The organism is Gordonia sp. N1V (genome assembly GCF_029269935.1).
Lineage (GTDB): Bacteria > Actinomycetota > Actinomycetes > Mycobacteriales > Mycobacteriaceae > Gordonia > Gordonia polyisoprenivorans.
Map to the genome: position 1 here is coordinate 147,859 of NZ_JARJDD010000012.1, position 23,895 is coordinate 171,753.

Here is a 23,895-nt window from a genome sequence, read left to right on the forward strand (position 1 = left end):
GCCATGCAACCCTATGACCCACGTCACTCCTCGTCGTAGCGTCATGCGCGCACCGGACCGATCAGCGCCCGGGAAGTCGAGAACGAGGAGAAGCGATGAGCGTCGCGCATGTCACCGGGGCCGCACGGGGAATCGGCAAAGCGATAGCGTTGCGGCTGGCCCGCGACGGGCACGACGTGGCCGTCTCGGATCTACCGTCCATGGCCGGTGAGCTGAAGGACACCCGCGCCGAGATCGAGGCGACCGGAGTCGCCTCGGTCGACCTCACCGGTGACGTGTCGGTGCGCCACGACGTCCGGTCGTTGATCAGTGGGACCGCCGAGGCGTTGGGTTCACTCGATGTGATGGTCGCCAATGCCGGTGTCGCACAGACGAAGGCGCTGCTCGATGTCACCCCGGAGGAGTTCGACGCAATCCACGCCGTGAACTCACGTGGGGCGTTCCTGTGCTACACCGAGGCCGCTCGCCAGATGATCGCGCAGGGGTCCGGCGGCAAGATCATCGGGGCCGCATCCATCGCCGCGCACAAGGGCTTTGCCTTGTTGGGTGTCTACTGCTCGACCAAGTTCGCACTGCGTGCCCTGACCCAGTCCGCGGCGCAGGAATGGGCGCCGCACGGTATCACGGTCAACGCCTATTGTCCGGGCATCGTCGACACCGCGATGTGGGAGGAGATCGACCACGACCTCGGCGAGATCAATCACGTCGGCAAGGGCGAGTCGATGAAGGCCATGGCCGCCGGGATCACGCTCGGACGCGTGTCGACCGGAGATGACGTCGCCAAACTCGTGTCCTTCCTGGCGGGTCCGGACTCCGACTACATGACCGGCCAGGCGGTGCTCGTCGACGGCGGGATGATCTTCGTCTGAGCGTGGTGGCCCTGCCGCGCGGCGCCGTGGCTGATCTCGACGGGGTTTGCGATCGGCTCGACGGTGGTAATCGTGGAGGGACAGTCATGGGAGGTGGATCTCCTCCACCTCCCACGATATCCACCGCCCTCGATGCAGAAGGGACTGACGATCATGGCCATCGCCACCGTCGACCCGACCACCGGCAGCACGATCCGCGAGTTCGAGCCCATGACCGACGATGAGGTCGACGCCGCGCTCGACCGCGCGGCGCAGGCATTCCCCGGTTACCGCAGAACGACTTTCGAGCAGCGCGCAGGGTGGCTACATGCGACGGCCGATCTGCTCGAGGCCGAGGCGGACGAGACCGCGGCGATGATGACCCAGGAGATGGGCAAGACCCTCTCGGCCGCGAAGGCCGAGGTCCTCAAGTGCGCGAAAGCCTTTCGCCACTATGCCGACCACGGCGCCGCCATGTTGGCCGACGAGATCGCCGACGCCGATGCCGTCGGGGCGAGCCGCGCGTACATGCGTTACCAGCCGCTCGGTGTGATTCTCGCGGTCATGCCGTGGAACTTCCCATTGTGGCAGGCGGTCCGCTTCATCGCCCCTGCCCTGATGGCCGGCAACGTCGGTGTCCTCAAACACGCGTCGAACGTCCCGCAGTCGGCGCTCTACATCTCCGACGTGCTGCGGCGTGCCGGTCTACCCGAGGGCTGCTTCCAGACCCTGCTGATCCCCTCGTCGATGGTCGAGCCGATCCTGCGCGACGCCCGGGTGGCTGCGGCCACGCTCACCGGCAGCGAGCCGGCGGGACGTGCGGTGGCCGCGGTCGCCGGCGACGAGGTCAAGCACACGGTGCTCGAACTCGGCGGCAGCGACCCCTACATCGTCATGCCGAGCGCCGACATCTCCGCGGCCGCCGCGACCGCGGTCACCGCACGGGTGCAGAACAACGGCCAGTCCTGCATCGCCGCAAAGCGTTTCATCGTCCACACCGATGTCTACGACGAGTTCACCGAGGCCTTCGTCGCCGGCTTCGCCGAACTCGTCGTCGGCGATCCCACCGACGAGGCCACCGATGTCGGACCGCTCGCCACCGAGCAGGGACGCGAGGATCTCGAGAAGCTCGTCGACGACGCCGTGGCGGCCGGTGCCACCGTGCTGATCGGCGGGCACCGTCTGGACCGCTCGGGCTGGTTCTACGAGCCGACCGTCATCACCGATGTCACCGACACAATGGATCTCTATGCCGCCGAAGCGTTCGGGCCCGTCGCCGCACTCTATCGGGTCGCCGACATCGAGGAGGCGATCGCGATCGCCAACGACACGACCTTCGGCCTCGGCGGCAATGCCTGGACCACCGATCCTGCCGAGCAGCAACGCTTCATCGACGAGATCGACTCCGGTCAGGTGTTCATCAACGGGATGACCACCTCGTATCCCGAGCTCGGTTTCGGTGGCATCAAGCGTTCCGGGTACGGGCGCGAGCTCACCGCCCACGGCATTCGCGAGTTCTGCAACATCAAGACGGTGTGGATCGGCTGACGCTTGCGTCGATGGCACATTGCGCACCATGACCCGTCGGCCGTCAGTGGTGGTGTTGCGCGGGAATGTTCCAGCGTGGCAGCGGATCCGGGTAACCGACCCACGCCTCGGGTCCGGCGAGCATCTCGTCGTCGGTCAGTAGTGCCGATTCGAGGAGGCGCACGGGTTCGCGCTTGTCGAGATGAATCCCGATGAAGACCAGCTCCTGACCCGGCCCGGCGAGCGGGTCGTGCTCGGGCGGCGTCCAGTACTGTGCGGGTTCGATCATGAGGTTCGGGCCCGCCTGCGACCAGACTGCAACGATGTCGGGTCGGCTCGCGATCCAGCAGAAACCCTTGCTGCGCAACACTCCTCGGAGCCCGTCGAGAGCGTCGGCGAGGCGTGCCGGATGAAACGGCCGCTCGGCGCGGAACGCCACCGACCCGATTCCGTACTCCTCGGTCTCGGGCACGTGGCCGCCGAGGAGTTCGTCGTCCCAGCCGGCCACCGCCGCGGCGGCCTCGTGGTCGAACAGACCCGTGCCGATCACCCGGTCCAGTGGCACCTCGCCGTGGGTGGTGACGATGACCTGGGCGCGCGGATTGAGTCGGCGCACCGTCGCCTCGACGCGGCCGAGCTGATCCGCACCGACCAGGTCGGTCTTGTTGAGGATCACCACGTCGGCGAATTCGACCTGGTCGACGAGGAGGTCGGCGATGGTGCGTTCGTCCCCGTCGCCGGCTTGCAGGGCGCGGTCGTCGAGGCGTTCACCACGCGCCAGCTCGGTGAGAAAGGTCGAGCAGTCGACGACGGTCACCATCGTGTCGAGGACGGCCAGGTCGGCCAGCGAGGAGCCGTCCTCGAAGACCCAGTCGAAGGTTGCGGCAACGGGCATGGGCTCGGAGATGCCGGTCGATTCGATGACGAGATGGTCGAATCGACCCGCCCGGGCGAGATCACCGACCGCGTCGATGAGGTCTTCGCGCAGAGTGCAGCAGATACACCCGTTGGTGAGTTCGACCATGCGCTCCTCGGTGCGGTCGAAGCCACCGAGGTCGATGAGCGAGGCATCGATGTTGATCTCGCTCATGTCGTTGACGATGACGGCGATGCGCCTGCCCTCGCGGTTGGCGAGCAAGGTGTTGAGCAGGGTGGTCTTACCGGATCCGAGGAAACCGGAGAGGACCGTGACAGGAAGCTGGGCTGCAGCGGGGGAGGACACCCGCTAATGATAATTGTTTTCATTAGCGGGTGTCCACGCGGGTGTCACTCCAGAACGAACACCGGGATCAGCCGGTCGGTGTTGACCTGATATTCGGCGTACGGCGGATAGGCGGCCACGGCCAGATTCCACCAGTGCTCTCGCTCGTCTCCGCTGACCTCGCGGGCGGTGAGCTCGGCGACCTTCTGGCCGTCCTGCACGGTGACCTGCGGGTGGGCCTTGACGTTGTGGTACCAGGCCGGATGCTCGGGAGCCCCGCCCTTGGAGGCGACCATCGCGTATCGGCCGTTCTCCTCGACGCGCATCAGCGGAACATAGCGCTTCTTGCCGGATTTCGCCCCGGTCGTGGTGAACAGCACGACCGGCCGGTCGGCCACCTGGACCCCGTCGGTGGTCCCCTGCTCCAGGATCTTCGCGGTCTGCTCGCGCACCCAATCGGTCGGACTCAGTTCTGGTTCATCGCTCATGCCCGGGGCCAACGCACCCGGCCCGCCGGGTATTTCCACCCCCGCGGCACATCACCGACGATCGGTCGGTGACGGGCCGGTCATTGTCCATCGACAGTGTCACTCGGTCAGGGGTCACTCGGTCAGGGGTCACTCGGTCAGGGGAGCATTCGTCCACTCGTTGCGGAATTCGAGTCCGCTCCGGATGAACAGTTGGCTGACCGGGCAGCGTCGCTCCACCTCCGATACGAACTCGGCGAACGTGTCCGCGTCGGCGTCGGTCTGCACCGTTGCCTGCACGGTGACCGAGGTGAAGTTGGCGTTGCCGTCCGCCCCGGCGACCAGCACCGCGGTGTCCAGGTCGCCTTGCACCCGAAAGTCGAACGCGCCGAGCGAGATTCCCAAGTCCTTGGCAACCAGGGATGCGGTCACCTGGTTGCACGAGGTCAGGGCGCCGAGTGCGTAGAACAGCGGGCTCGGCGCGGCATCACGCCCACCGAATGCGGGATAGGCGTCGGTGTCGAATTCGTGTGCCACCGGCCCTTCGCTGACGAGGTGCTGTGCCACACCGGTTCCCGCCGCGGTGAGGACGAACGGGACAACGGTGGTGCGGATGGTGGCGGTCATGGGTCCTCCCGGGTCGATGGCGATCACCACCCACCTTTGTTGCCGGGACGGCAGCCGACGAGCGTTGTGGCCGCGGTGATCGCAACCCCGGTCCACCCGAGGAATGCCTGCGTCGCGGTGTCGTTGATGTCAAGGGTGTGTGCACTCCCGACGCGGGAGCCGAGCCCATCCAACGCATTCCCATCCAACGATGTGAGGAGAATCCCGATGAGTCCTGTGGACAGCGGTGCCGAGACGAGCGATCAGGCCACGAACACCGATGGCGGCAAGGTCTGGTTCATCACCGGGACCTCACGCGGCTTCGGCCGAGAATGGGCGATCGCGGCACTCGATCGCGGCGATCGCGTTGCCGCGACAGCCCGCAACCTCGACTCGCTCGCCGACCTCGTCGACACCTACGGGTCCGCGATCCTGCCGATCGAACTCGACGTCACCGATCGCACCGCAGATATCGCTGCCGTTGCTCGTGCTCACGAGCATTTCGGCCGCCTCGACGTGGTGGTCAACAACGCCGGCTACGGCCAGTTCGGCTTCATCGAGGAACTCTCCGAGTCGCAGGCGCGCGACCAGATCGAGACCAATGTGTTCGGCGCCCTGTGGATCACGCAGGCGGCGCTGCCGTTCCTGCGTGCGCAGCGCTCCGGTCACATCATTCAGGTGTCCTCGATCGGCGGTATCAGCGCATTCGCCAACATCGGCATCTACAACGCGTCCAAGTGGGCACTCGAGGGTTTCTCCCAGGCGTTGGCCGCCGAGGTCGAGGCGTTCGGCATCCACGTGACGTTGGTCGAGCCGGGCGGATTCGACACCGATTGGGCCGGGGCGTCGGCCAAGCACGCCACGACGCTCACCGACTATGACGAGGTCCGCGAGACCGCGGCTCGGGCGCGCCGGTCGCGCACCTCATCACCCGGCGACCCACACGCCTCGGCTGCGGCGATCCTGCAGATCGTCGACGCCGACGAGCCGCCGCTGCGGGTGTTCTTCGGCACCGCCCCGCTCGACATCGCGAAGGCCGACTACGCGAGCCGGCTCACCGAGTGGGAAAAATGGCAGCACGTGGCCGAACTCGCCCAGGGCTGACCCGGCCGCCTACCTGATCGTGTAGACGACACCATCGCCCGCCGCGGCCCGGTCGGACATGAACTGCGCAGCGGTGCGCAGAAAGTTGGTGATGTCCTCGGCCTTCCAGGTGATTCCGCGGGCGAGGGCCGGGTGGTCGTCCGCCACGAGGGGCACCAGCATGAGATCACGCGCGATCGCCGCGGTGTCCGTTGTATCGAGGACCCGGACCCAGGGGGTGAACGAATAGTCCTGTCCATAGGACACACTGGGCATCCCCTCGACCAACGTATACGACTCCCGCGGGCCGGAATCGTCGTCGCGGCCGGAGAAGATGTCCTGGAATACACGAAAAGCCTTGTCCAGGTACAGCATCGTGGGGCGCGGCTTGGCGTCGAGCGCGAAGACGCAGTCACTGGCCACCGTCTCGCCGTTCTCGGTCTCGACCGAGACCGGCACCAGGCCCCATGCGTCGCCGAGGGGATCGGCACCGAGGAACAGTCCTGGATCACGGTGTGCGTCGTCGATACGGTCGCCGGGTACCGGATATGCGTAATAGCGAATTCCCTTGTGCCACAGTGTTCATCGCCGGTGCCGAGGCGGGGTCCGGACCATCCACAGCGATGTAGGCGCGGCGCACGGCTGTGGACAAGACCTATGCGGGATCGGGGCAGATGTGCATGCGATAGTTCACCACGAGTGGGGCGTGGTCGGAGAGCCGTTGCGCGGCCGACGGTTCCTTGTCGACCGTCACCTGGGTCGCGCACGCGGCCAGTCGGGGTGTCGCGAGTTGGTGATCGACTCGCCAGCCCACATCCTTGGCGAACGACTCTCCCGCCCAGCTCCACCAGGTCAGTGGGCCCGGCCGCGCTCCGTGTACCCGTCGCACCACGTCGACGAGGCGACGGGTCCCGAGGATCGACTCGAACCATTCACGGTCCTCGGGGAGGAATCCGTCCATCGAGCGGGCAGCGCGCCAGTTCGTCACGTCGTGCTGGGTGTGGGCGATGTTGAGATCCCCGACGAGCAGGAAGTCACGGCCCGCGCGGTGCGCAGCACGACGACTGCGGTCCAACTCCCGGCTGAATGCCGCGAGAAATCGTTGTTTGCGTTCGTACTTCTGGCCGCCATCGGGTTTCTCGCGCATCGAGCCGGGCCGCTGTCGGTGTGCGGGAAGTCCACCTTTCGGGAGGTAAAGGCAGGCCACGGTCACAGGCTGTTCGGCGAGGTCGACCTCGAGGTACCGACCATGCGTGGCGAATTCACCGAGACCGCGCGCTGTGGGCGGGTGGGTCACCCAGGTGCGCACCGCGGTGCCCGGACGCCTGGTCAGTACGGCCACCCCGTTACGGCCGACGATCGATCCGACGTCGGCCGCGACCGCGTATCCGGGAAACTCGCCGATCTCCGATGCCGGACAACGCAACTCCTGAAGCGCCACGACGTCCGGTGACCGGGATGCAAGCCACTCGTCGAATCCACGGCGGCGCGCGGCGCGGATGCCGTTGACATTGAAGGTGGCAACCGTGAACACGGAGTCGGCCCCGTGACCACCGGGTGGATCGGACACAGCAGGCAACACTACGCGGGCCGTATCCCGCGTCCGAGGCCAGGAGTTGCGCGCAGGATGAACGAAATGCCATCGAGCAGGCCACGACTGCGCGTTGCACCAGGTACGCGCAGCACCGCGTCGACCACCCCAGGTCCCCCCGAATCCCCCACCATCGTCAGGAGCCTTGTGCGATGACCGAAACCTTGTCGACCGACGCCGATTTCGCCGAGCAGTGGTATGAGTGGCACACCGCTCGCGAACGCGATCTCGCGAACCCGCTCGGGTGGTTGTCGATCAACCGACTCGAGTGGCTCGAGACCGAGCCGACCCGATTCGACGGGCTTCCCGGCACCTGGTGGTACGACGGCGCAACCGGCCACCTTCGACCCGACGGCGGCGAGATATTTGCAGCCCGCGACTTCGACCTCGATGCGACCGGCGCCGGCGAGATCGTCGAACTCGACGGTGTGCACCTCGAAGTCGCGCGCCGCGGCGAGGGCTATCTGATCCGGGTGCATGACGAGAACGCGCCCACCGTCCGCGATTTCCGTGGGGTGCCTGCCTATGACCCCGACCCGGCCTGGGCGCTGTCGGCCACCTTCGAGCCCTACTCGACACCCCGCCCGGTGACCGTGGGTGCCGTGGCCGAAGGGCTTGCGCACGTCTACGTTTCGCCCGGCGAGCTCGTCCTGACCCGCGACGGCGTCGACCACCGCCTCATCGCATTCAACGGCAAGGGCGGTGGCCTGTCCGTGCTGTTCACCGACGGTACCTCCGGGGTGACCACGTACGCGGCCAACCGCAGCGTGGCCGTCGAGGCCGACGACGAGGTGGTGAGAAGTGGAGGCGAGGTCATCATCGACTTCAACCGGGCGACGAACCTGCCGTGCGCGTTCATCGACTTCGCGACCTGCCCCCTACCGCCGGCGGGCAACACACTGCCGTTCGACGTGACCGCCGGCGAGAAGATTCCCCACGAGCGCCGGTGACACCTGCACAGACAGCTCAGGGCCCAGACTTCTCAGCCGACTCCGTGGATCTTGTCTGCGTCGATGGTGAGGATGATGCGGGTTTGGTCGCGTCCTCCGAACCAGGGATACGGCGCTCCGAGGTATTTCTGCGACAACGCCTCGATGTGCTCGGCTCCCCCGTCGGTGGTCGACCCGATCACACGGCCCCGGATCTCGAAGTACCGCGCGGGGTTGTCGGGATCGGAGACGTTGATCGACACCCGCGGATCACGCTGAATGTTCTTCTCCTTCTGGAACCCCTGCACCGTGTTGACGAGAACGTGCTCGCCGTCCGTGTCGACCCACGTCTGGGTGAGCTGCGGCGACCCGTCGGGCATGATCGTCGCGACATGGCACGGTGCGGGTCGGCGCAGCAGGGCAACAAGATCATCGGGCAGCGTCATGGATTCCTCGCTTCGTCGCGGGGGCTGTCGTGTCAGCCACCTGTCGTCTCACCGATCCATCGTGTCACCGCTACGCCGACGCATAGGCGTCGGCGTACTCGGCACTCGGTGGCAGCGGCTGGATGACGTCGAGAAGGACACCGTCGGGTGCGGCGAGGATGAAATGCCGTTGCCCGAAGTCCTCGTCTCTGAGGCCCATGACGATCTCGATGTCCGGATCAGCCGCCAGGCTGCGGTGGACCGCGTCGATATCGTCGACCTCGAGGTTCACGATCACCCCTCGCGGGAGCGCTCCGTACCCCTCGGGGATCGTGGCGTGATCATGAGCCAGGACGGCCACCTCGAAGGCCCCCAATCTCAGACTGACGTACCAGTCGGACTCGAACGTCGTCTCGAACCCGAGGAGTTCGCGATAAAAGGATGCCGCGGCGCCGACGTCGCGCGACATGAGGACGGGATAGAAACTGGTGACTGACAAGAGAACTCCCCTTTACGTACAGTGAGTATGTAACGAGATCAGAATACATACGCACCGCACGTAAAGGAAGAGTCCATGCCCCGCGCCTCCGCGGCCGACGCCGCTCAGACCGCCCAGCGCGTTCTCGACTCGGCAACCGAACTGTTCTCGTCACGAGGTTTCGCCGACGTCTCACTTGACGATGTCGCCGGCGCCGCAGGCGTCACGCGCGGGGCGGTTTATCACCACTACCGGAACAAGGCCGGACTGTTCGGCGCTGTCGCCGCACGGCTGCAGGTGCGCGTCGCCGATGCGGTCGTACAAGCAGCACAGGCGGCCGGTGCAGACCCCGGCGACCAACTCCGCGTCGGAGCACACGCATTCCTCGACGCGATCACGTCCGGCACCGCGGTACGAATCCTGCTCATCGACGCCCCGTCGGTGGTCGGCTGGCAGGAGTGGCGTCGGCTCGACGCCGAGAATTCCGCAGCACACCTGCGCGATGCCCTGCGTGCGGCCGGCGTCGACGAGGAGCTGCTCGACGCGACCACCGCACAACTGTCCGGCGCCATGAACGAAACCGCCCTCTGGATCGCCCAACACGCGAATACCGATGTGGCTCGCGCCCAAGCACATTCGGCTCTCAACCGGCTACTCGCCGCCTATCTCTCGTGACAGCGTCGCAGGTTCCCGATGGCTGGTGCGCCAGCACTCGGCCATGACTCCGGTGCGGTCACCGACGCGTCATCACCGACGCGTAGCCGCCATCGCCGGGGTAGACCCAGGCGCCGTCGAGCACCCGATCGTCGTCGCCGAAGGAGCCGCGGAAATACGCCGGACCGTTCCTGGCGCCGGCCCAGATCGTGAGCGTGTCCCCGTCGAGTTCGTACACGTAGTCGAAGGTGTTGCCCATCGAGTCGTAGAACCGTGACACGACATCGGACTGCACCGGCTCGCCGAACGGATGGAGGTTGCCGATGACCTCGACGCCGCTGATCTCCTGACCGAACTGCGTCAGCGCAACGTGCTGGAAAAGAAAGAAGCGCCCCGGCATCCACTCGTAGCGGACGATGCCTTCGGCCCCTCCTGTCACGGTCCACTCGCCGACCAGGCGGTTGAGCGCGGCGACAGCCTCGCTGGGAGTTGGGGCGCCGTCGAGACCGTAGGCATCGATCTGCTCGGCCGTAACGTCTGCAATCGGGTTGTCGTTCATGGGTGTTCTCCTTCCGAGAGCGACCCGGCGGGTCGCGTTCACCTGATACCTCGGAGCCCAGAGGCGCGGAATGACATCGGCGGCACGCACAGCAGTCCCGCGAAAGACATTCAGTCGGACACCAGGGATCGGCGGACGTCAAGAAACGGCGACGTCAAGAATCGGCGGTGGGCTCCGAGGTATCCGTGCAACGCACCTCGTCGACCACAGGAGACCACCATGACCTTGCATCACGCCGTCCCCGCAGCGACTCCCCGAGCGGGGTTCGCGGACCTGAGACCGCATGTGTCCGCAATGCTCGTCGCCGGGGCCGCCGGCCCCCTCTTCTATCTGTCTGCCCTCGCGCAGATGGCCACGCGCGAAGGATTCGATCTCCGGATCCATCCCATCAGTCAGCTCTCGACAGGACAGTGGGGCTGGGTTCAGATGCTCACCTTCGTTCTCGCCGGGCTCGGGCTGCTCTGCCTGGCCGTCGGCCACCGCATCCTCGTGACCACGGGCATCGGCCGGGCCGCGCTTCCGCTGTTCATTGCTGTGGCGGGAGTGGGCTTCATCGCGGCGGGCATCTTCCCGCAGGACCCCTCGCACGGCTTCCCTGTGGGCACGCCTGATGGTCCCGCGGCCGAGACGACCTGGCACGCACTGGTGCACATGGTTGCGGCCATCGTCGGGTTCACCGCGATCGCCCTCGCCGCCGTGATCGCGTTCGTGCGATCGATCCGCGAACGCCGGTCGCTCTCCGCGGTGGGCAACGCCGTCGTGGCGCTGACATTGCTCCTTCCGGTCGTTCCCGAAGTCGCCGGCATCCAGGTCGCCGTTACCGGCCTCTTCGCCTTCGGATGGTGCAGCGCGACGGCGATCCGCTTGCTCCGCCGCGGTTCGAGCCGATCGTTAGCATGAAGACCTTGGTTCGAGGCAAGGAGATCACGACGATGAAGTTCCTCATCCTGGGCTATACCCCGAGCGAGAGTTGAGATGTGGCCACCTCGGATGCCCCCACGGACGACGCGCTGGAGGCGTTCGCCGCCTATCAGAAGTTCGAGGCCGAGCTCCGCGCGACAGGTGAGTTCGTGAGCACAGAGGGGCTCGGCCACCCGGCGATGTCCACGACGGTGCGCAGGAGTGGCAAGGGCATTGTCATCACCGACGGCCCGTTCGCGGAACTGAAAGAGGTGCTCGCGTCTTTCGCCGTCATCGACGTCTCCGGTCTGGAGCGTGCTCGGGACATCGTGGCCAGGATGGTCGATCTCCTGGGTGAACCGATGGAGATCCGCCCGATCATGGGTGACGATTTCGCGTGACGAATGGATCGACCGCGATCGAGGACCTGCTGCGCCGAGAGGCGCCGCAGGTCCTCGGTGCCCTGGTTCGACGGTTCGGTCATTTCGATCTCGCGGAGGAGGCCACGCAGGACGCTCTCGTCGCGGCGAGCCGGCAATGGGCTGCCGACTCGATCCCGGAGCACCCCCGCGGATGGCTCATCCGGGTTGCCTACCGCCGCATGGTCGATGGGCTGCGCGCCGAGTCGGCCGCTCGTCGGCGAGAAGACCAGTACGTCCTCGCCGAGACGCTGCCCGAGCGTTCTCCCGTATCCGACCAGGACGACAGCCTGAACCTGCTGATGCTCTGCTGTCACTCGTCACTGTCGTTCGGATCGCGCGTCGCGCTGACCCTCCGCGCCGTCGGCGGGCTCACAACCTCCGAGATCGCGCACGCGTGGCGTCACCGAACAGACGATGGCGGTGCGCATCAGTCGCGCGAAACAACGGATACGCAAGAGCGGTGCGCGCTTCGAGGCCACCGCCGACGACGACGTGGAGGAGCGTATCTCCGCCGTCATGCGTGTTCCGTACCTCATCTTCAACGAGGGGTATACGGCCACGGCCGGTCGATCTCTCACTCGCACCGACCTGACCGCCGAGGCCATCCGCCTCACCCGACTCCTGCACGAACTGGTGCCGGAGCACGTGGAATCCACCGGGCTTCTCGCGCTCATGCTCTTGACCGATTCGCGCCGCGCGAGCCGGTCGACGCCGGATGGCGATCTCATTCCGCTCGCACAGCAGGACCGCAGCCGGTGGGATCACGCGATGATCGCGGAGGGGACCGAACTCGCCCGCTCGGCCTGGCGCGAGGGAAGCATCGGGGCCTACCGGCTACAAGCCGCGATCGCCGCGCTCCACGCCACCGCACCGACCCCCGCGCACACCGACTGGCAGCAGATCGCCGCCCTCTACCTCGCCCTCGAACACGTCGAGCCCGCGGGGCCCGTCATGCTCTCCCGCATCGTCGCCGTGGCCCACGCCTATGGCACCCGACCCGCGCTGGAACTGCTGGATCGACTCGATCAAGAGCACGGGCTCCTGCAGCATCCGCTCACTCGTCAGCGAGCGCACGCGATCCGGGCCCACCTCCTCGATACGGCAGGAGATGCGGCGGACGCCCGCACCGACTTCCTCGCGGCGGCCGAACTGACCCAGAACGAGACCGAGATCCGGTACCTGTCGCAACGGGAGCGGCGACGACCCTCGGACACGACGAAGCCCCGGTGAGATATCGATTCTCACCGGGGCCTTTGCGTCGGGCTGACAGGATTTGAACCTGCGACCACTTGACCCCCAGCTATCGCAGGTAGATCCGTGGGAGTCCGTAGATGTTCATCTATGGTTTTGTGCTGCAAGAATTTTCGTCGTTCTCGCACGCCCGCGAACATGAGCGAATACCGGCGTGATTCCGAGCTGGTTTGGGTCAGCGTTTGGGTACGGCCTAGCCCGTGCCGAAGCGGGCGACGACCTCCAGGTGATGGACGCGGCCGCCGATGCGGTAGACCATCCACTTGCCCTGACAGGTGAACGTCTGCCCCCGGTAGACCAGCGTTGTGGTGCCCTCGGCGCGCTTGTCGGTGACGAGGAATCGGTACTCGACCGAGGTCGCCATGCGGCCACGGAGGGCCTGCTCGTCGCCGGAGATCGGCACGGCCTCGGCACGCATGGCGATCGTCTGCTGAGGGATCGGGTCGCCGTCACTGTTCGTGCCACCACCGACCTTGACGGTGATGGAGTCGCGGAGCAGGAGCCGGGGCACCTTAGGCCGCCTTCTTGCGGTAGCGGTCGAGGACCGCACGCTCGGCGAGGGTGAACCCGCCGAAGCCCTCGTTGAACGTCACGACGCCGGTCGCGTAGCGCAGCTGCTCGGGGTTGGCCAGCATCCGGGCCGAGGCCATGAGCACGACCGCGTCGATACCGGGCCGGGTGGTGTGTCCGTCGGCCTTGAGGTGGGCACCCCGGCAGTAGGCGTCGATCATCGCCGAGGCCATGGTGACGGCCTGCCCGGCCTGGGCCATGAGCGCGGTGTCGGTGGTGTCCTGTCCGAGCCACTTGACGAGATCTGTTGGCGTGACTGCCATCTCATCCTCCTAACGGGGGTGGCCCGGGCATGGGAAACCGCGACGAAACCCATGCCCGGACCACGATTGAGGGGGCCGATCAGGCGGCGGTGAGGACGACGACACCCTCGGGATGCAGGAGCCCGAGGTCGAAGCGGGCCACGACGCGGATCGCGGTCTCGTCGGTGGCCGCGTACAGTTCCGGCAGCAGGGTCACGCTCGGCGCCAGGTCACGGGCGACCGCCACCTGGTTGGTGTCGAGGAGGATCGCCTTGCCCGAGGCCAGCTTGTTGGTCGGGGTGACCTGGATCCCGAACAGACGGTAGACGGCGTCGGCGGTGAGGTCGGTCTCCAGCAGATAGCGGCCCTGGGTGTCCTTGGCCTTACGCAGGGCGATGAAGTCCTGGCTGTTGATGAACCACCGATTCGGGGTCACCTCGGCCGCGTGCGCCTTGGCGATCGCGTCGAGGTAAGAATCGGGGTTGTCGGCGTCGAGGACGCCGGTCTGCACCCCGGCCTGATTCACGATGCCCTTGATGGTCTTGGACGCCCCGGTGCCCGACAGCAGGGCGGTGTCCAGGGCGTTGGCGACATCGGTCACCAGACGGGTCTTGAGCACCGCGTCCAGGCCGATCACGGACTGTCGGACCAGTTCGTTGGTGAACCGCACGATGACCTTGAGCGACTTGAGATCCGACGGCAGGAGCTTCACCTCGTCAAACGAGACGTCACCCTCGGGGATCTGGGCACCCTCAGCGACGAACCCGACCGACGCCCCGGAGGTCAGGCGTGGGATGCGCAGCGGGCTGGAGGTGTCGAAGATCTTCGGGCTCGACGCCAGGACGACGGACTGCGCCTCAAGCGGCTGGACCAGGAGGCTGGCGACCTGCTCCTGGAGCAGAGTCGGATTGGCGGTGGTGGTTTCGGTTGCCACGGGATTCTCCAAAGTGGTTGTGATTGAACGGTGTTCGCACTCTGGGCACCCGGCCACCTCGGCGTCTAGTTATCCCGCCACCTGGGCGATAAGTCCCACTATATGGGACACCCGAGGCCTGGGCAATGACTCCCAGGCCTCGGGCAACGTCACCACGGCCCCGAGATCGGAACCGTTCGACCGGCGCGGCAGCTTCCGCATGGGCCACCTCCTGAACGACCGGGGAGGTTCATACCAGTGCCGGGCGCCAAGGTGATCCCGTTACCGATGCCATGCCACCGTTTGGCGCCGCCACCTGACGACGCTCGATGGCTGTGGCCCGCCGAGGACCCCGAGGCGGTCGGCGCGTCACGTCCACCCTGCCGACGCCCGCCACCGGACCGTGACGGTGACGGACTCGCGACCCGGTCACGGTGTGCCCCGGCCGCAGCCCGAGATCCGGCGGCCTGGCCTGGGATCTGGCCGCCTCGGGCGAACCCGGGCAGGCTCGCGTTCACCAAGTTGATCGAGCCGATGATCGGCACATTGCGGATGCCCATTTTCAGCCGAGCACCCGAGCCCTCGGAGGAGACCTCGCCGCCGAAATGGCCGCCGATGTTCAGTCCCGAACTCTCGCCCCAGTCACCGGCCATGGCTACACCATCCCTCGGAGCATGCCGAGGAGGTCGACGCCTCCCGACACCTGCCCACGGGCTCCCTGCGCCGCTCCCCCGGGTGCGAACGCTCGCGCCTTGAGGTGCGGCTTGTCAGCGAGCAGGGCGTCGATCGCGGCCTGGAGGGCCTCGGGTGACTCCAGGTGCGCCGCGTCGAATGGCAAGTCGGCCGGATCGGCGAGCGCGCCGGTCTGCTGCACCTGGAGCCGGTGGAGCTGCTGCTCCAGGTCCCGGACGCGGGTCCGATACCCGGCTGACTCCTTGCGGAGGTCCTCGACGTAGGCGCGGTCGAAGGTGTCACCGTCCGACGCGGTCTCGGTGTCCGCCGACGCGGCATCGGTCGCGCCGGATTCGGTTGTCCCCGAGTCAGTCTCGGCGTTGCTGGCCGTGGTGTCCGAGGCCTCGGGGGCGGTTTGGCCGGCCGAATCGGTGGCGTCGGGAGCGTCCTCGGTGGTCTGCTCCTGCTCGGTGTGCTTGTCGTCGGTCATGCTGCGCCCTCCTCAGGGGTCACGGTGGGGGTGATCGGGGCCGCTGTCGGTCCCTGCTCGGGGTTGTCGATGCCCAGGCGGGTCCGGGCCTCGGTTGTGGTGATGATTCCGGCGGCGTGGAGCTTGACCACCGCGTCGGCTTCGGCGGCTGCCGAGCGCGTCGAGGGGTCGGCCCACTGCACCCGAGGCGTGTAGTCGGTGACCTCGCCGCCACGCTCGACGGCCGAGATCAGCCGGGCCACCGCCTCCCACGCCGGACCGAACACCGCCATGCGGGCCTCGGCCCGGGCGGTCAGCGCGGCCTCAGCGGCCCGGATCGCGTCCGCAGACGCCGGGACCGACGTGGTGATGCCCAGATAGTGCCCAGGCAGGCCCGAGACCGCCGAGGCCTGCTGGAGCAGAACCCGCACAGCGGTGTCATATCCGGTCAGATCCGCGCCCGGGAGCTGCCCGAACTTGCCCTCAGGAGCCTCGTTGATCAGAAGCTTGGAGTCCTCGGGGATCGGATTGACGACCTCCAGGACCTCCTCACCGTCCTCGTCGACGACCGGGTTGCCGTCGTCGTCGAGCTTGGGCCGCTCTTCGAGTTCCAGGCCGGTGGCCCACCGCCGAGGCCGCGCCCCGTACTCGGACGACACGAGCATGTCGGCGCTGATCTTGTTGAGCGCGTCCACGATCGGGATCAGGTCGGTGAACTCGGAGACACCGAACACGTCGAGCGGCCGGTCGGTGTTGGTCAGCGCGACGACGGGCACCGCGAGGAGCGGGTTGTCGATCACCCCGGTGACCTTGGCCCCGGTGATGCTGGCACCGTCTCCGACGAGATGCTCGATCCGGTCCGGCCGGTAGACCACCCACCGCGTTTGCCGCTCGGTACCGTCGGGTGCGAGATCCGACCACCGCTTCACCGCCGCCAGGGTCTCGTGGGAGCCCGCATCCCGGTACACGGCGACCTGACGGCCGCTCTCGACGGTCGCCACTGCCTTACCGGCGGCGTTGGCCCACACGATGACCGCAGCCTCGCCGATCGCCAGCGCCTCGCGATGCCCTGCTGGGGCGGTCTGGTCGAGGTCCGAGCGGACCCATGCCTCCCACAGGGCGGCGTCGCGGGCGCCGCTGGCATCGGTGAACCCGGTGATCCGCAGCCTCTCGGCGATCGCCGACACGGCGAGCCGGGGCAGGTTGCAGGCGATGCGGTCGAACCGCTGCCCGATCGCCTTCTTGGCATCGGGCGAGAGGAACGCGAGCGGTTGCTCTCCGGCGTAGTACTGGGCGAGCATGTGCAGCCGCGCGGCCCGTACGTCGAGAGCCCGGTCGAGTTCGATGTTGGTTGGTTCATTCATGAGGCGAAACTCCTTACGCGCCTTCGGTTTTTCTTGGTCGTGTGGTGTGCGGCCCGGTCCAGGGCCACGATCGCGGCCACCGCCGCGTCGATCTTTCGGGGACTACCGCGCTTGTCCTTGGACACGAGATCGCCCTGTGGGGTCGACTTGGCCACGCAGTTACCGAGGTGCGCGGCGAGATCCTCGGCACCGTCGTGGGTGAGCTGTCCTGTGGTGACCGCCGCGTAGAACCGATCGGTGGCCGGGGCCATGCGCTGGGCGTTAGCGGTGTTCCATTGCAAGACCCGGCGCTCCCCATGCCGTGCGGCCCAGGTCTCGATCTCCGAGCGCCAACCCCACGGGTCGGCCGCCAGCTCCACCACGTCATAGCGGTCGAACATCTCCCGGACCTTGGCGTCCACGTCGGCGCGCGGGACCCGCCAACGCGGATCTCCCGGGTTCTGCCAGATCCCGGCCAGGAACAGATGCGGCTTTGGCCCCAACGTGGCGCCGACGAGCGCCGTGGAGTCCCCCGAGGCCGACCCGTCGAATGCCAGGACCACCCGCTGACGCGGCATCACCTTGATCTCCGGCGAGGCCAGTTCCTCCCACGCTCCCCATGGGAGCCAGCGGTCCACCTGACCCACCCACTGGCCGAGGCGGAGCTGACGGAACACCGGCTCCCGCAGCGTCTGCCGTGCGGCCTCCATGCCGTCCAGCGCCAGGAACGGCCGCTCGCACGCCAGGGCCGGGTTGACCGCCCTCCAGGCCTCGGCGTCGTCGGTCGCGCATCCCTCCGGCGCGGCGTACTCCTTGAACGCGAACGCCGGGTCGTTACCGGCGCGGCCGTGGGCGACCAACTTCCACATCACGCTGTCCACCGAGGCCGCAGGTGTCGAGATCGCCAGGGTGAGCGACTCCGGCCGCTTGCCGGTCACCGAGGTGACAGCCTCCCACACCTCCTCGGTGACGACGTGCAGCTCATCCACGATGAGGAGCGACGGGTCATGTCCGTGGAGGGCTCCCGGCTCGGCCGGGAGCGGGACCAGCGAGGCGTCGTTCTCGGGTACCTCGATCCGGTCGCGGTAGACGTGCGCCCGCTCGGCCAACTCGGAGTTCAACTCGATCATGCGCTTGGCCAGCCGCAACGTGATCGAGGACTGACGCTGATCCGAGGCCACCACCAGCACCTCCGCCGACGCCGGACCAACGAACAGCTCCGCCACGGCCAGCATCGCGGCCAGCGAGGTCTTACCGTTGGCGCGCGGGATGGACACGAGACCGGTACGAATACCGTCGCGGTACACCTCCCGGATGATGTCGCGCTGGAACTTGCGGAGCTTGACATCCTCAAGCGCGCCAACGCCTTTGGGGACCTTGAGGTATTGGCCGATGAACCGCTCCCGACGCCGGGCCCGGTCCTTCGGATACCCCTTGAGTGACAACGGATCAGCGAGGATCACGCCCTTAGCGCCGGGCCTCATGCGACCATCTCCGGATGGAAACCCAACGAAACACACTGCGCGTCCACTTCATCAAGGCCGAACTCACCGACGGACTTCTGGAGGACGGACACCCGTACCCGGACGTCGAGTGGACCATCGAGGGCGGTGTTCTGTTCATGCGGTTTGCCGGAGGCAGCGAGCAGACCGGCAAGCTCTGGGACCTCATCTTCTCTCCGGCCAAATGGTCGCGGATCGAGATTCAATAACGCCGTCACAGTTCACCTCCTGGAACCATCGTCTCACTATCTGGGATCTGACTCGCAAAGTTTGACTCACCGGCGGGTCGAGAATGGCCCTGACCAGGGGTAACCCCCCTGGGGTCTGAGGGCCGCGCACGGCCGCGTTTGGCGTTGCACCCACGGCAGACCACCTCGACGTCGCACAGCCGCAGAGCGCGGCCCTGGGACCGCCGGACCCACGCCTGGGGCAGATGGTCCACGGTGAGGTCGTCAGTCGTCCCGCAGTCGGTGCAGAACCCTTGGCGGCGCCGGGCACGCTCGGAGAGACGTTTCCACGCGCCGTCGTAGCCGCGTTCGGTCGTCCCAGGCCTGCCGACCTCCCTCTCGTGCTGCGCCGAGCACTGAGGACACCGTGGGGCGGCCGTGGGCTCACCGCAGCCCAAGCACGGGCCGAGGATCACGTCTCATCACCCCGACGCTCGACGACCACCCGACGCAACGCCGCCAGCCACGCCGACGCCCCGCCGACCACGGCCGAGTCGGCCAACTCGATCGCAGCCTCGGCGATCGCGTCGACCATGAGTGCCGGATCACAGTTGAGGGCAACCGCCCGGCGCCCTGCCTCGTCACCCTCAGCCGTGGCCTGTAGGTACGCCAGCCCGTCGAGCATCGCGTCGACGCGCTCGGGCACGGGGCCGCTCATCGCGCACCCCGCAGTAGCTCAGTCGCGGCCATGTGCTCACGCGCCTCGGCCCGCTCGGCCTGAGCGGCACGCAGCCGCTCCCGTGAGTCGAGCCAGGCGTCGCAGATCTGCTGGAGCTCCTCGGCCCAGGCCTGGATTGCGGCGACCTCCTCAGCGGCCGGATCATCCCGGAGGTGGACACGCACGGCGTCGGCGGTCCGAAGCCCGGGCGTCGGGCGGCTCACTGGTCACCGCCATCGACACGCTGGCTGTACATGGCGCCGAGGAGATCCGGCACCCCGGACCCGGGCGGTGCGTCAACGTCGGCCGACGCCAGTATTGCCGGTAACCGTGCTGCGTCGAGGAGCGCGTCGCTGAGGAACCGAGCCGCCGCCGTGGCGTCCTCGCGAGATCGGTAGGTGCCGTCGAGCCGGAGGTGGACGTCGAAGCCTCCCGAGGCCGCCGTCACGATCTGGATCGGGTGTTGTCGCGCGGCCTCCCTGGCCAACGCCCGGATAACGATAGTGAGGATCTCGGACCTCGCCGAGGCCTCGTGTGGGTCTGTCATTTTCGGGTCTCCAGTGTCTAGTGGATCTGGTCCGCGCTATCTGCGCCGCTGCTGGGCCTGTAGGCCCAGCGCGGATGCGCGGATAGAGAACGCGGATAGTGCGCGGATTGGCGCGGATGCGCGGATAGAACTGTTCGTGCAGGTCAGGTGGCGTGGGCTATCCGCGCTACGGTGCACGACACTTGCGCGGATAGCCAGCGCGGATAGTGCGCGGATAGGTCGGCACAGGTCTAGGCATCGGCGCCCTCGTTGCAGGCTGAAAACGGGAGAATCGTGGCATCGGCAACGACGTGCAGAACCCGCGAGCGACCCTTACCAGGAACCTCCTCGACCTCCCCGCGCATTCGCAGATCCGCGAGCGCGTCGAGCGCAGCCTCCCGGCGCTTGGAGGCGTTGAAATGGTCCCGGAACTCGGACTTGTTCGGAGCCATGTCGGCCGCCTCCCGGCCTCGGATGTACGCGAGGACCTCGGTCTGGAGCGCGGCGTCGCGGGCAGCTTTGGCCTCGACCGCGGCCTTGTCGACCACCAGAGGGTCGGCGTGCACCGGCACCATGGAGGTGGGCCAGATGCCGTTGGCGGCGACATCGACCTGCCTGATACGAAACGCCCACTTGCCCGTCTCCGGCCGGTGTTTCTGTTTGGTGGTGACCATCTCGACCTGACCCGGTACCGGCTCGTCCTTGGTGAGCAGGAACACCGAGTCGGCGGCACCTTCCCAGGCCGAGGCGCCGCGCCCACTGCTGCCACCTTTGGGCGGATGATGCAGCAGCATGACGGCCGCCCCGGTCTCTGCTCGCAGATGGTCGGCCTTAGCGACGGCATCGGAGGCGTCGGAGTTAGAGTTCTCATCGAGGCCGATCTGGTGCCTTGCGAGCGTGTCCACGACGATCAACGCGGGCCGGTAGTCCCTGGCGAACTCGACCAGCTCATCCCAGGCGTCCGACATGAGCGGTACTGCTCCATCGACGCCACGAAACCACGGTCGGATCTCGTCGCGCGCGATGTCGTGGTGAGTGAGCCATGCCTCCAGCCGGATGCCGAACGCGCGCCCACCACCTTCACCGACGAGATAGAGGACGCGCCCGCGTTCTGTCCGGTGGCGTCCCCACGACGTGCCCGTGGCAATGCACAGCGCCATGTCGAGGGCGATCGCGGTCTTATAGCTGCCTCGATGTCCGATGAACATGGAGGTGCCGCCGCCGTCGAGCACGTCCTTGACCAGAGCCATGGGCGGCTCGGCGTCGAGAAACCCATCAACGTCAAGAATCCGGTCGATGAGCTTGCCGTCGACCGCAGCGCGCTCTGCTCGCTCCTCGGCGTCGAGTTCGCGCCGGACAGCTCGCCGACGCCGCTCCCTCGCCAGTTCGTCGGTCTTGAGCGCGACCGTGCGGGCCTCGGCCCGACGGGCCCGGTCCTTGAGCGCGGCGATCTCAGCGGCGACCACGCCCTGGACGGTGGCGACTTCCCCCGTCGTCGAGAGGGTGATGGTCTCGCTCACCGGGCACCACCGCCGACGCGGAGCGGCCGGGCGCTGAGCCAGCCGAGGACGAACCCGGCGAGGGTGATAGCGAAAGTTGTTGTCACGGTTTGGATTCCGATTCGCTCGGAGGGACGGGGACGATCCTGGGGTTGGTCGGGATTGTCCTGCGTCACGCGGCGCTGTCGGGGGTGGCCTCGGTGTTGCGCTCGATGAGCGCGTGGATCGACTCGGCAGTGATGAACGATCGGGTACCGATGCGTACCCGAGTCAGCTCCCCAGCCTCGGCCAATTCGTAGATCGTCGTCCTACCCAAACCCCCGAGGAGGGTTTGCGTGTCGGTGATCGGGACCAGAAGTCGGTCGTCGGGGGCCATGGCGGGATCTCCTAGGTTCGGCAATGTTCGTGTGTGAACCCACCATGGGCACCGACCGCCACCTGCGCAAGTGCGAAGTCAAGTGTAGCGCAACAGAATTGACCAACCCCGTCAAGCATACTTCCGAGTTCTCGCAGCTCGCAGACGTCAGCGAAACTCACGTGATGTCAGTCACACCTACAGGCGATCGGAGCCTCAGACGTAAACATGACCACTTGACTTGTACGCTCCTGTTTATGGGTAAACGTGCGAACGGTGAGGGCTCGGTCAGGCAACGCAAGGGCAAGGACGGGCGACCGACAGGCCGCTGGGAAGGCCGGATCTCGTTCCTTGACCCGATCACCGACCGACGCCGCTCGGTCTCGGTGTACGGCGACAGCGCCCGAGAATGTCGCGCGGCACTCAAGAAGGTCGTCCAGAGGATCGAGGAGGGCCAGCCCGCCAGGGACGCGGCCGTGACCGTGGCCGACTGGCTCAAGACATGGCGGACCACGGCCTTGGAGGCCTCGGACCGCCGAGCGACCACCAAGGCCTTGTACGCCGGGCTGTCGCGGACGCATCTGGAGACCGGCGACCTGGGGGCCAAGCGGCTGGACCGGCTCAAGCCCAGCGACGTGGAGGCGCTGGTGGTCCGGCTCCGCAAGGCGGAACTCTCCGAGTCCACGGTCCGCCAGGTCTACACCGTCCTGCGCGGTGCGCTGGAGATCGCTGTCAGGGATGGACTTCTGGCCTCGAACCCGGTGGCCAAGGTCCGGCGTCCAAAGGTCACCCGGACCGAGGCCCGCCACCTCTCGGCCGTCGAGGTCCAGAGCCTCCTCTCCCACGCCAGGGGCTCCCGGTACTACGCCGCTGTTGTCCTCATGGCGTTCACCGGCCTACGGCGCGGTGAGGTTGCCGGACTGGCGTGGACCGACCTGGATCTGGACAAGGCCGAGATGACGGTCAGGCACACGCTGAGCCGCGTCGGCGGCGAGCTGGTGCTCTCGGAGCCCAAGACCACCCGGTCCCGGCGACGGGTCCCACTGGCCGCTCCCCTGGTGGCCGAACTCCGGGACCACAAGCTCCGCCAAGACACCGAGCGTAAGGCCGCAGCCAACACCTGGACCGAGACGGGGATGGTGTTCACCACGGCCGCCGGGACCATGGTGGACCCAAGGAACATGCTCCGCGTCGTGGAGGTCGCCGCCAAGGCCGCCGGGATTGAGGACGTGGGAGCGCACACGCTACGACACTCGGCGGCCGTGGGCCTGCTGGAGGGTGGGGCGCATATCAAGGCCGTGGCCGACATTCTGGGCCACTCCTCCATCGCGATCACCGGCGACATTTACGGGCACACGTCCGACGACGCGGCCCGGTCGGCGTTGGACAACCTCGGGGCGATGTTGGGTACGCCGACGCCGTGATGCCGGTTTGGGTACATCGTTTGGGTGTAGACACGAAAAAGGCGGTTTCCGTTGATCGGAAACCGCCTCTGACCTGCGTCGGGCTGACAGGATTTGAACCTGCGACCACTTGACCCCCAGTCAAGTGCGCTACCAAACTGCGCCACAGCCCGTTGCCCTGATCCGAGAAGCTCTCGTCATCAAGGCGTAGATGAGACTAGCCGACGATCCACCCGAGGAGCCAATCGGCTGGTCAGGGCACTGATCAGGAAGCGGCAGAGCGATTCTTGTACCAGACCCAACCGCCGGTGACGATCAGTGCGCCGATCAACGACCCGATGATCCCGCTGGGGCGGAAGTTGATCCCGTCACCCGAGATCAAGCTGATCAGGAGTCCACCGACGAACGATCCGACCAGACCCGCGACGATCGCGAGACCCCAGTCGATGTTCCACATGTTCTTGCCGCCGATGAGCAGTTGGGCGAGAGCGCCGATGACCATTCCGAACACGATGATTGCCAAGATGAGCACGAAAGGAGTATGTCACAGGGCAATCCGGCGATCTCGGACCCGA

At 67.0% G+C, this 23,895-nt stretch carries 30 protein-coding genes, 1 tRNA gene and 1 pseudogene; 11 read left to right on the top strand and 21 right to left on the bottom strand.

Annotated elements, in window-relative coordinates; genetic code table 11:
- The first annotated feature begins 95 nt into the window (after positions 1-95).
- Both P3L18_RS16820 and P3L18_RS16825 read left to right on the top strand, forming a co-directional pair.
- Positions 96-869 carry an acetoin reductase gene (locus P3L18_RS16820; protein WP_006368099.1) on the top strand — a complete coding sequence of 258 codons (774 nt, stop codon included), beginning with the start codon at positions 96-98 and terminating at the stop codon, positions 867-869.
- A 153-nt stretch (positions 870-1,022) separates the two neighbouring features.
- Complete coding sequence (locus P3L18_RS16825) at positions 1,023-2,396, top strand: NADP-dependent succinic semialdehyde dehydrogenase (RefSeq protein ID WP_079929875.1); 1,374 nt, start codon at positions 1,023-1,025, stop codon at positions 2,394-2,396.
- A gap of 43 nt (positions 2,397-2,439) precedes the next feature.
- On the opposite strand, the gene P3L18_RS16830 is transcribed toward P3L18_RS16825, so the two are convergent.
- The 3 genes from P3L18_RS16830 to P3L18_RS16840 form a co-directional block, all read right to left on the bottom strand.
- Complete coding sequence (locus P3L18_RS16830) at positions 2,440-3,597, bottom strand: GTP-binding protein (protein ID WP_079929869.1); 1,158 nt, start codon at positions 3,595-3,597, stop codon at positions 2,440-2,442.
- 44 nt (positions 3,598-3,641) lie between these two features.
- Positions 3,642-4,064 carry a nitroreductase family deazaflavin-dependent oxidoreductase gene (locus tag P3L18_RS16835; RefSeq protein WP_026920084.1) on the bottom strand — a complete coding sequence of 141 codons (423 nt, stop codon included), beginning with the start codon at positions 4,062-4,064 and terminating at the stop codon, positions 3,642-3,644.
- Between the two features lie 129 nt (positions 4,065-4,193).
- The gene (locus tag P3L18_RS16840) at positions 4,194-4,670 is read right to left on the bottom strand and encodes an OsmC family protein (RefSeq protein WP_079929876.1); all 477 of its coding nucleotides are present in this window, start codon (positions 4,668-4,670) and stop codon (positions 4,194-4,196) included.
- Between the two features lie 207 nt (positions 4,671-4,877).
- On the opposite strand from P3L18_RS16840, the gene P3L18_RS16845 reads away from it, so the two are divergent.
- On the top strand, positions 4,878-5,753 hold the full coding sequence (locus tag P3L18_RS16845; protein ID WP_079929870.1) for an SDR family oxidoreductase: 876 nt from the start codon (positions 4,878-4,880) through the stop codon (positions 5,751-5,753).
- 9 nt (positions 5,754-5,762) lie between these two features.
- Here the strand turns inward: P3L18_RS16845 and P3L18_RS16850 are convergent, their stop codons facing one another.
- Entirely contained in the window at positions 5,763-6,191 is a 429-nt protein-coding gene (locus P3L18_RS16850; protein WP_276114716.1) for a hypothetical protein, read from the bottom strand.
- Between the two features lie 196 nt (positions 6,192-6,387).
- Positions 6,388-7,302: an exodeoxyribonuclease III gene (locus tag P3L18_RS16855; protein ID WP_276114717.1), complete on the bottom strand. Its 915-nt coding sequence runs from the start codon at positions 7,300-7,302 to the stop codon at positions 6,388-6,390.
- A gap of 173 nt (positions 7,303-7,475) precedes the next feature.
- Between P3L18_RS16855 and P3L18_RS16860 the strand changes: the two genes are divergently transcribed.
- A complete protein-coding gene (locus P3L18_RS16860; protein WP_276114718.1) occupies positions 7,476-8,273 on the top strand; it encodes a DUF1684 domain-containing protein in 798 nt (265 codons plus the stop codon).
- A 32-nt stretch (positions 8,274-8,305) separates the two neighbouring features.
- Here the strand turns inward: P3L18_RS16860 and P3L18_RS16865 are convergent, their stop codons facing one another.
- Together P3L18_RS16865 and P3L18_RS16870 are read right to left on the bottom strand one after the other, a co-directional pair.
- Positions 8,306-8,698, bottom strand: a complete 393-nt coding sequence (locus P3L18_RS16865) for a PPOX class F420-dependent oxidoreductase (protein WP_020171125.1) — start codon at positions 8,696-8,698, stop codon at positions 8,306-8,308.
- A gap of 70 nt (positions 8,699-8,768) precedes the next feature.
- Positions 8,769-9,176: a VOC family protein gene (locus P3L18_RS16870; protein WP_276114719.1), complete on the bottom strand. Its 408-nt coding sequence runs from the start codon at positions 9,174-9,176 to the stop codon at positions 8,769-8,771.
- A gap of 75 nt (positions 9,177-9,251) precedes the next feature.
- Here P3L18_RS16870 and P3L18_RS16875 point away from each other — a divergent pair, with 75 nt between their 5' ends.
- Entirely contained in the window at positions 9,252-9,830 is a 579-nt protein-coding gene (locus P3L18_RS16875; protein WP_276114720.1) for a TetR family transcriptional regulator, read from the top strand.
- A gap of 58 nt (positions 9,831-9,888) precedes the next feature.
- On the opposite strand, the gene P3L18_RS16880 is transcribed toward P3L18_RS16875, so the two are convergent.
- Complete coding sequence (locus P3L18_RS16880) at positions 9,889-10,368, bottom strand: hypothetical protein (RefSeq protein WP_276114721.1); 480 nt, start codon at positions 10,366-10,368, stop codon at positions 9,889-9,891.
- 219 nt (positions 10,369-10,587) lie between these two features.
- Between P3L18_RS16880 and P3L18_RS16885 the strand changes: the two genes are divergently transcribed.
- The 4 genes and pseudogenes from P3L18_RS16885 (at position 10,588) to P3L18_RS16900 (ending at position 12,920) form a co-directional block, all read left to right on the top strand.
- Positions 10,588-11,268, top strand: a complete 681-nt coding sequence (locus P3L18_RS16885; protein ID WP_276114722.1) for a DUF998 domain-containing protein — start codon at positions 10,588-10,590, stop codon at positions 11,266-11,268.
- Between the two features lie 77 nt (positions 11,269-11,345).
- A complete protein-coding gene (locus P3L18_RS16890; protein WP_276114723.1) occupies positions 11,346-11,669 on the top strand; it encodes a YciI family protein in 324 nt (107 codons plus the stop codon).
- Positions 11,666-11,836 (top strand): annotated as a pseudogene (locus P3L18_RS16895) (RNA polymerase sigma factor); the annotation flags it as partial. The gene P3L18_RS16890 and the pseudogene P3L18_RS16895, both read left to right, overlap by 4 nt.
- Positions 11,837-12,104: 268 nt before the next feature.
- A complete protein-coding gene (locus tag P3L18_RS16900) occupies positions 12,105-12,920 on the top strand; it encodes a DUF6596 domain-containing protein (protein ID WP_276114724.1) in 816 nt (271 codons plus the stop codon).
- A 214-nt stretch (positions 12,921-13,134) separates the two neighbouring features.
- Here the strand turns inward: P3L18_RS16900 and P3L18_RS16905 are convergent, their stop codons facing one another.
- The 6 genes from P3L18_RS16905 to P3L18_RS16930 form a co-directional block, all read right to left on the bottom strand.
- Positions 13,135-13,452, bottom strand: coding sequence for a hypothetical protein (locus P3L18_RS16905; protein ID WP_276114725.1), 318 nt, complete (start codon positions 13,450-13,452; stop codon positions 13,135-13,137).
- 1 nt (position 13,453) lies between these two features.
- The gene (locus P3L18_RS16910; protein ID WP_276114726.1) at positions 13,454-13,774 is read right to left on the bottom strand and encodes a hypothetical protein; all 321 of its coding nucleotides are present in this window, start codon (positions 13,772-13,774) and stop codon (positions 13,454-13,456) included.
- A gap of 79 nt (positions 13,775-13,853) precedes the next feature.
- Positions 13,854-14,687, bottom strand: coding sequence for a phage major capsid protein (locus tag P3L18_RS16915; protein ID WP_276114727.1), 834 nt, complete (start codon positions 14,685-14,687; stop codon positions 13,854-13,856).
- A 634-nt stretch (positions 14,688-15,321) separates the two neighbouring features.
- Entirely contained in the window at positions 15,322-15,828 is a 507-nt protein-coding gene (locus tag P3L18_RS16920) for a hypothetical protein (protein ID WP_276114728.1), read from the bottom strand.
- A complete protein-coding gene (locus P3L18_RS16925; protein WP_276114729.1) occupies positions 15,825-17,171 on the bottom strand; it encodes a phage portal protein in 1,347 nt (448 codons plus the stop codon). Before P3L18_RS16925 ends, P3L18_RS16920 begins: the two co-directional genes overlap by 4 nt.
- Positions 17,168-18,634, bottom strand: a complete 1,467-nt coding sequence (locus P3L18_RS16930) for a terminase large subunit (protein ID WP_276114730.1) — start codon at positions 18,632-18,634, stop codon at positions 17,168-17,170. Before P3L18_RS16930 ends, P3L18_RS16925 begins: the two co-directional genes overlap by 4 nt.
- Before the next feature lie 14 nt (positions 18,635-18,648).
- On the opposite strand from P3L18_RS16930, the gene P3L18_RS16935 reads away from it, so the two are divergent.
- Positions 18,649-18,861, top strand: a complete 213-nt coding sequence (locus P3L18_RS16935) for a hypothetical protein (protein ID WP_276114731.1) — start codon at positions 18,649-18,651, stop codon at positions 18,859-18,861.
- A 430-nt stretch (positions 18,862-19,291) separates the two neighbouring features.
- Here P3L18_RS16935 and P3L18_RS16940 read toward each other — a convergent pair whose 3' ends face one another.
- The 5 genes from P3L18_RS16940 to P3L18_RS16960 all read right to left on the bottom strand — a co-directional run bounded on the left by P3L18_RS16940 (position 19,292) and on the right by P3L18_RS16960 (position 21,938).
- Positions 19,292-19,537 (bottom strand): hypothetical protein, encoded by a 246-nt coding sequence (locus P3L18_RS16940; RefSeq protein ID WP_276114732.1) that lies wholly within the window; start codon positions 19,535-19,537, stop codon positions 19,292-19,294.
- Positions 19,534-19,761, bottom strand: a complete 228-nt coding sequence (locus P3L18_RS16945) for a hypothetical protein (RefSeq protein ID WP_276114733.1) — start codon at positions 19,759-19,761, stop codon at positions 19,534-19,536. The genes P3L18_RS16940 and P3L18_RS16945 overlap by 4 nt, the downstream gene beginning before the upstream one ends.
- Positions 19,758-20,084, bottom strand: coding sequence for a hypothetical protein (locus tag P3L18_RS16950; protein ID WP_276114734.1), 327 nt, complete (start codon positions 20,082-20,084; stop codon positions 19,758-19,760). The genes P3L18_RS16945 and P3L18_RS16950 overlap by 4 nt, the downstream gene beginning before the upstream one ends.
- Positions 20,085-20,314: 230 nt before the next feature.
- Positions 20,315-21,583, bottom strand: coding sequence for an AAA family ATPase (locus P3L18_RS16955; protein WP_276114735.1), 1,269 nt, complete (start codon positions 21,581-21,583; stop codon positions 20,315-20,317).
- A gap of 151 nt (positions 21,584-21,734) precedes the next feature.
- Positions 21,735-21,938: a helix-turn-helix domain-containing protein gene (locus tag P3L18_RS16960; protein WP_276114736.1), complete on the bottom strand. Its 204-nt coding sequence runs from the start codon at positions 21,936-21,938 to the stop codon at positions 21,735-21,737.
- Positions 21,939-22,174: 236 nt separating this feature from the next.
- Between P3L18_RS16960 and P3L18_RS16965 the strand changes: the two genes are divergently transcribed.
- Positions 22,175-23,341, top strand: a complete 1,167-nt coding sequence (locus P3L18_RS16965) for a site-specific integrase (RefSeq protein WP_276114737.1) — start codon at positions 22,175-22,177, stop codon at positions 23,339-23,341.
- Positions 23,342-23,419: 78 nt separating this feature from the next.
- Here the strand turns inward: P3L18_RS16965 and P3L18_RS16970 are convergent.
- Positions 23,420-23,493: transfer RNA gene (locus P3L18_RS16970), tRNA-Pro, on the bottom strand.
- A 92-nt stretch (positions 23,494-23,585) separates the two neighbouring features.
- Positions 23,586-23,852, bottom strand: coding sequence for a hypothetical protein (locus P3L18_RS16975; protein ID WP_079929882.1), 267 nt, complete (start codon positions 23,850-23,852; stop codon positions 23,586-23,588).
- Between the last annotated feature and the right edge of the window lie 43 nt (positions 23,853-23,895).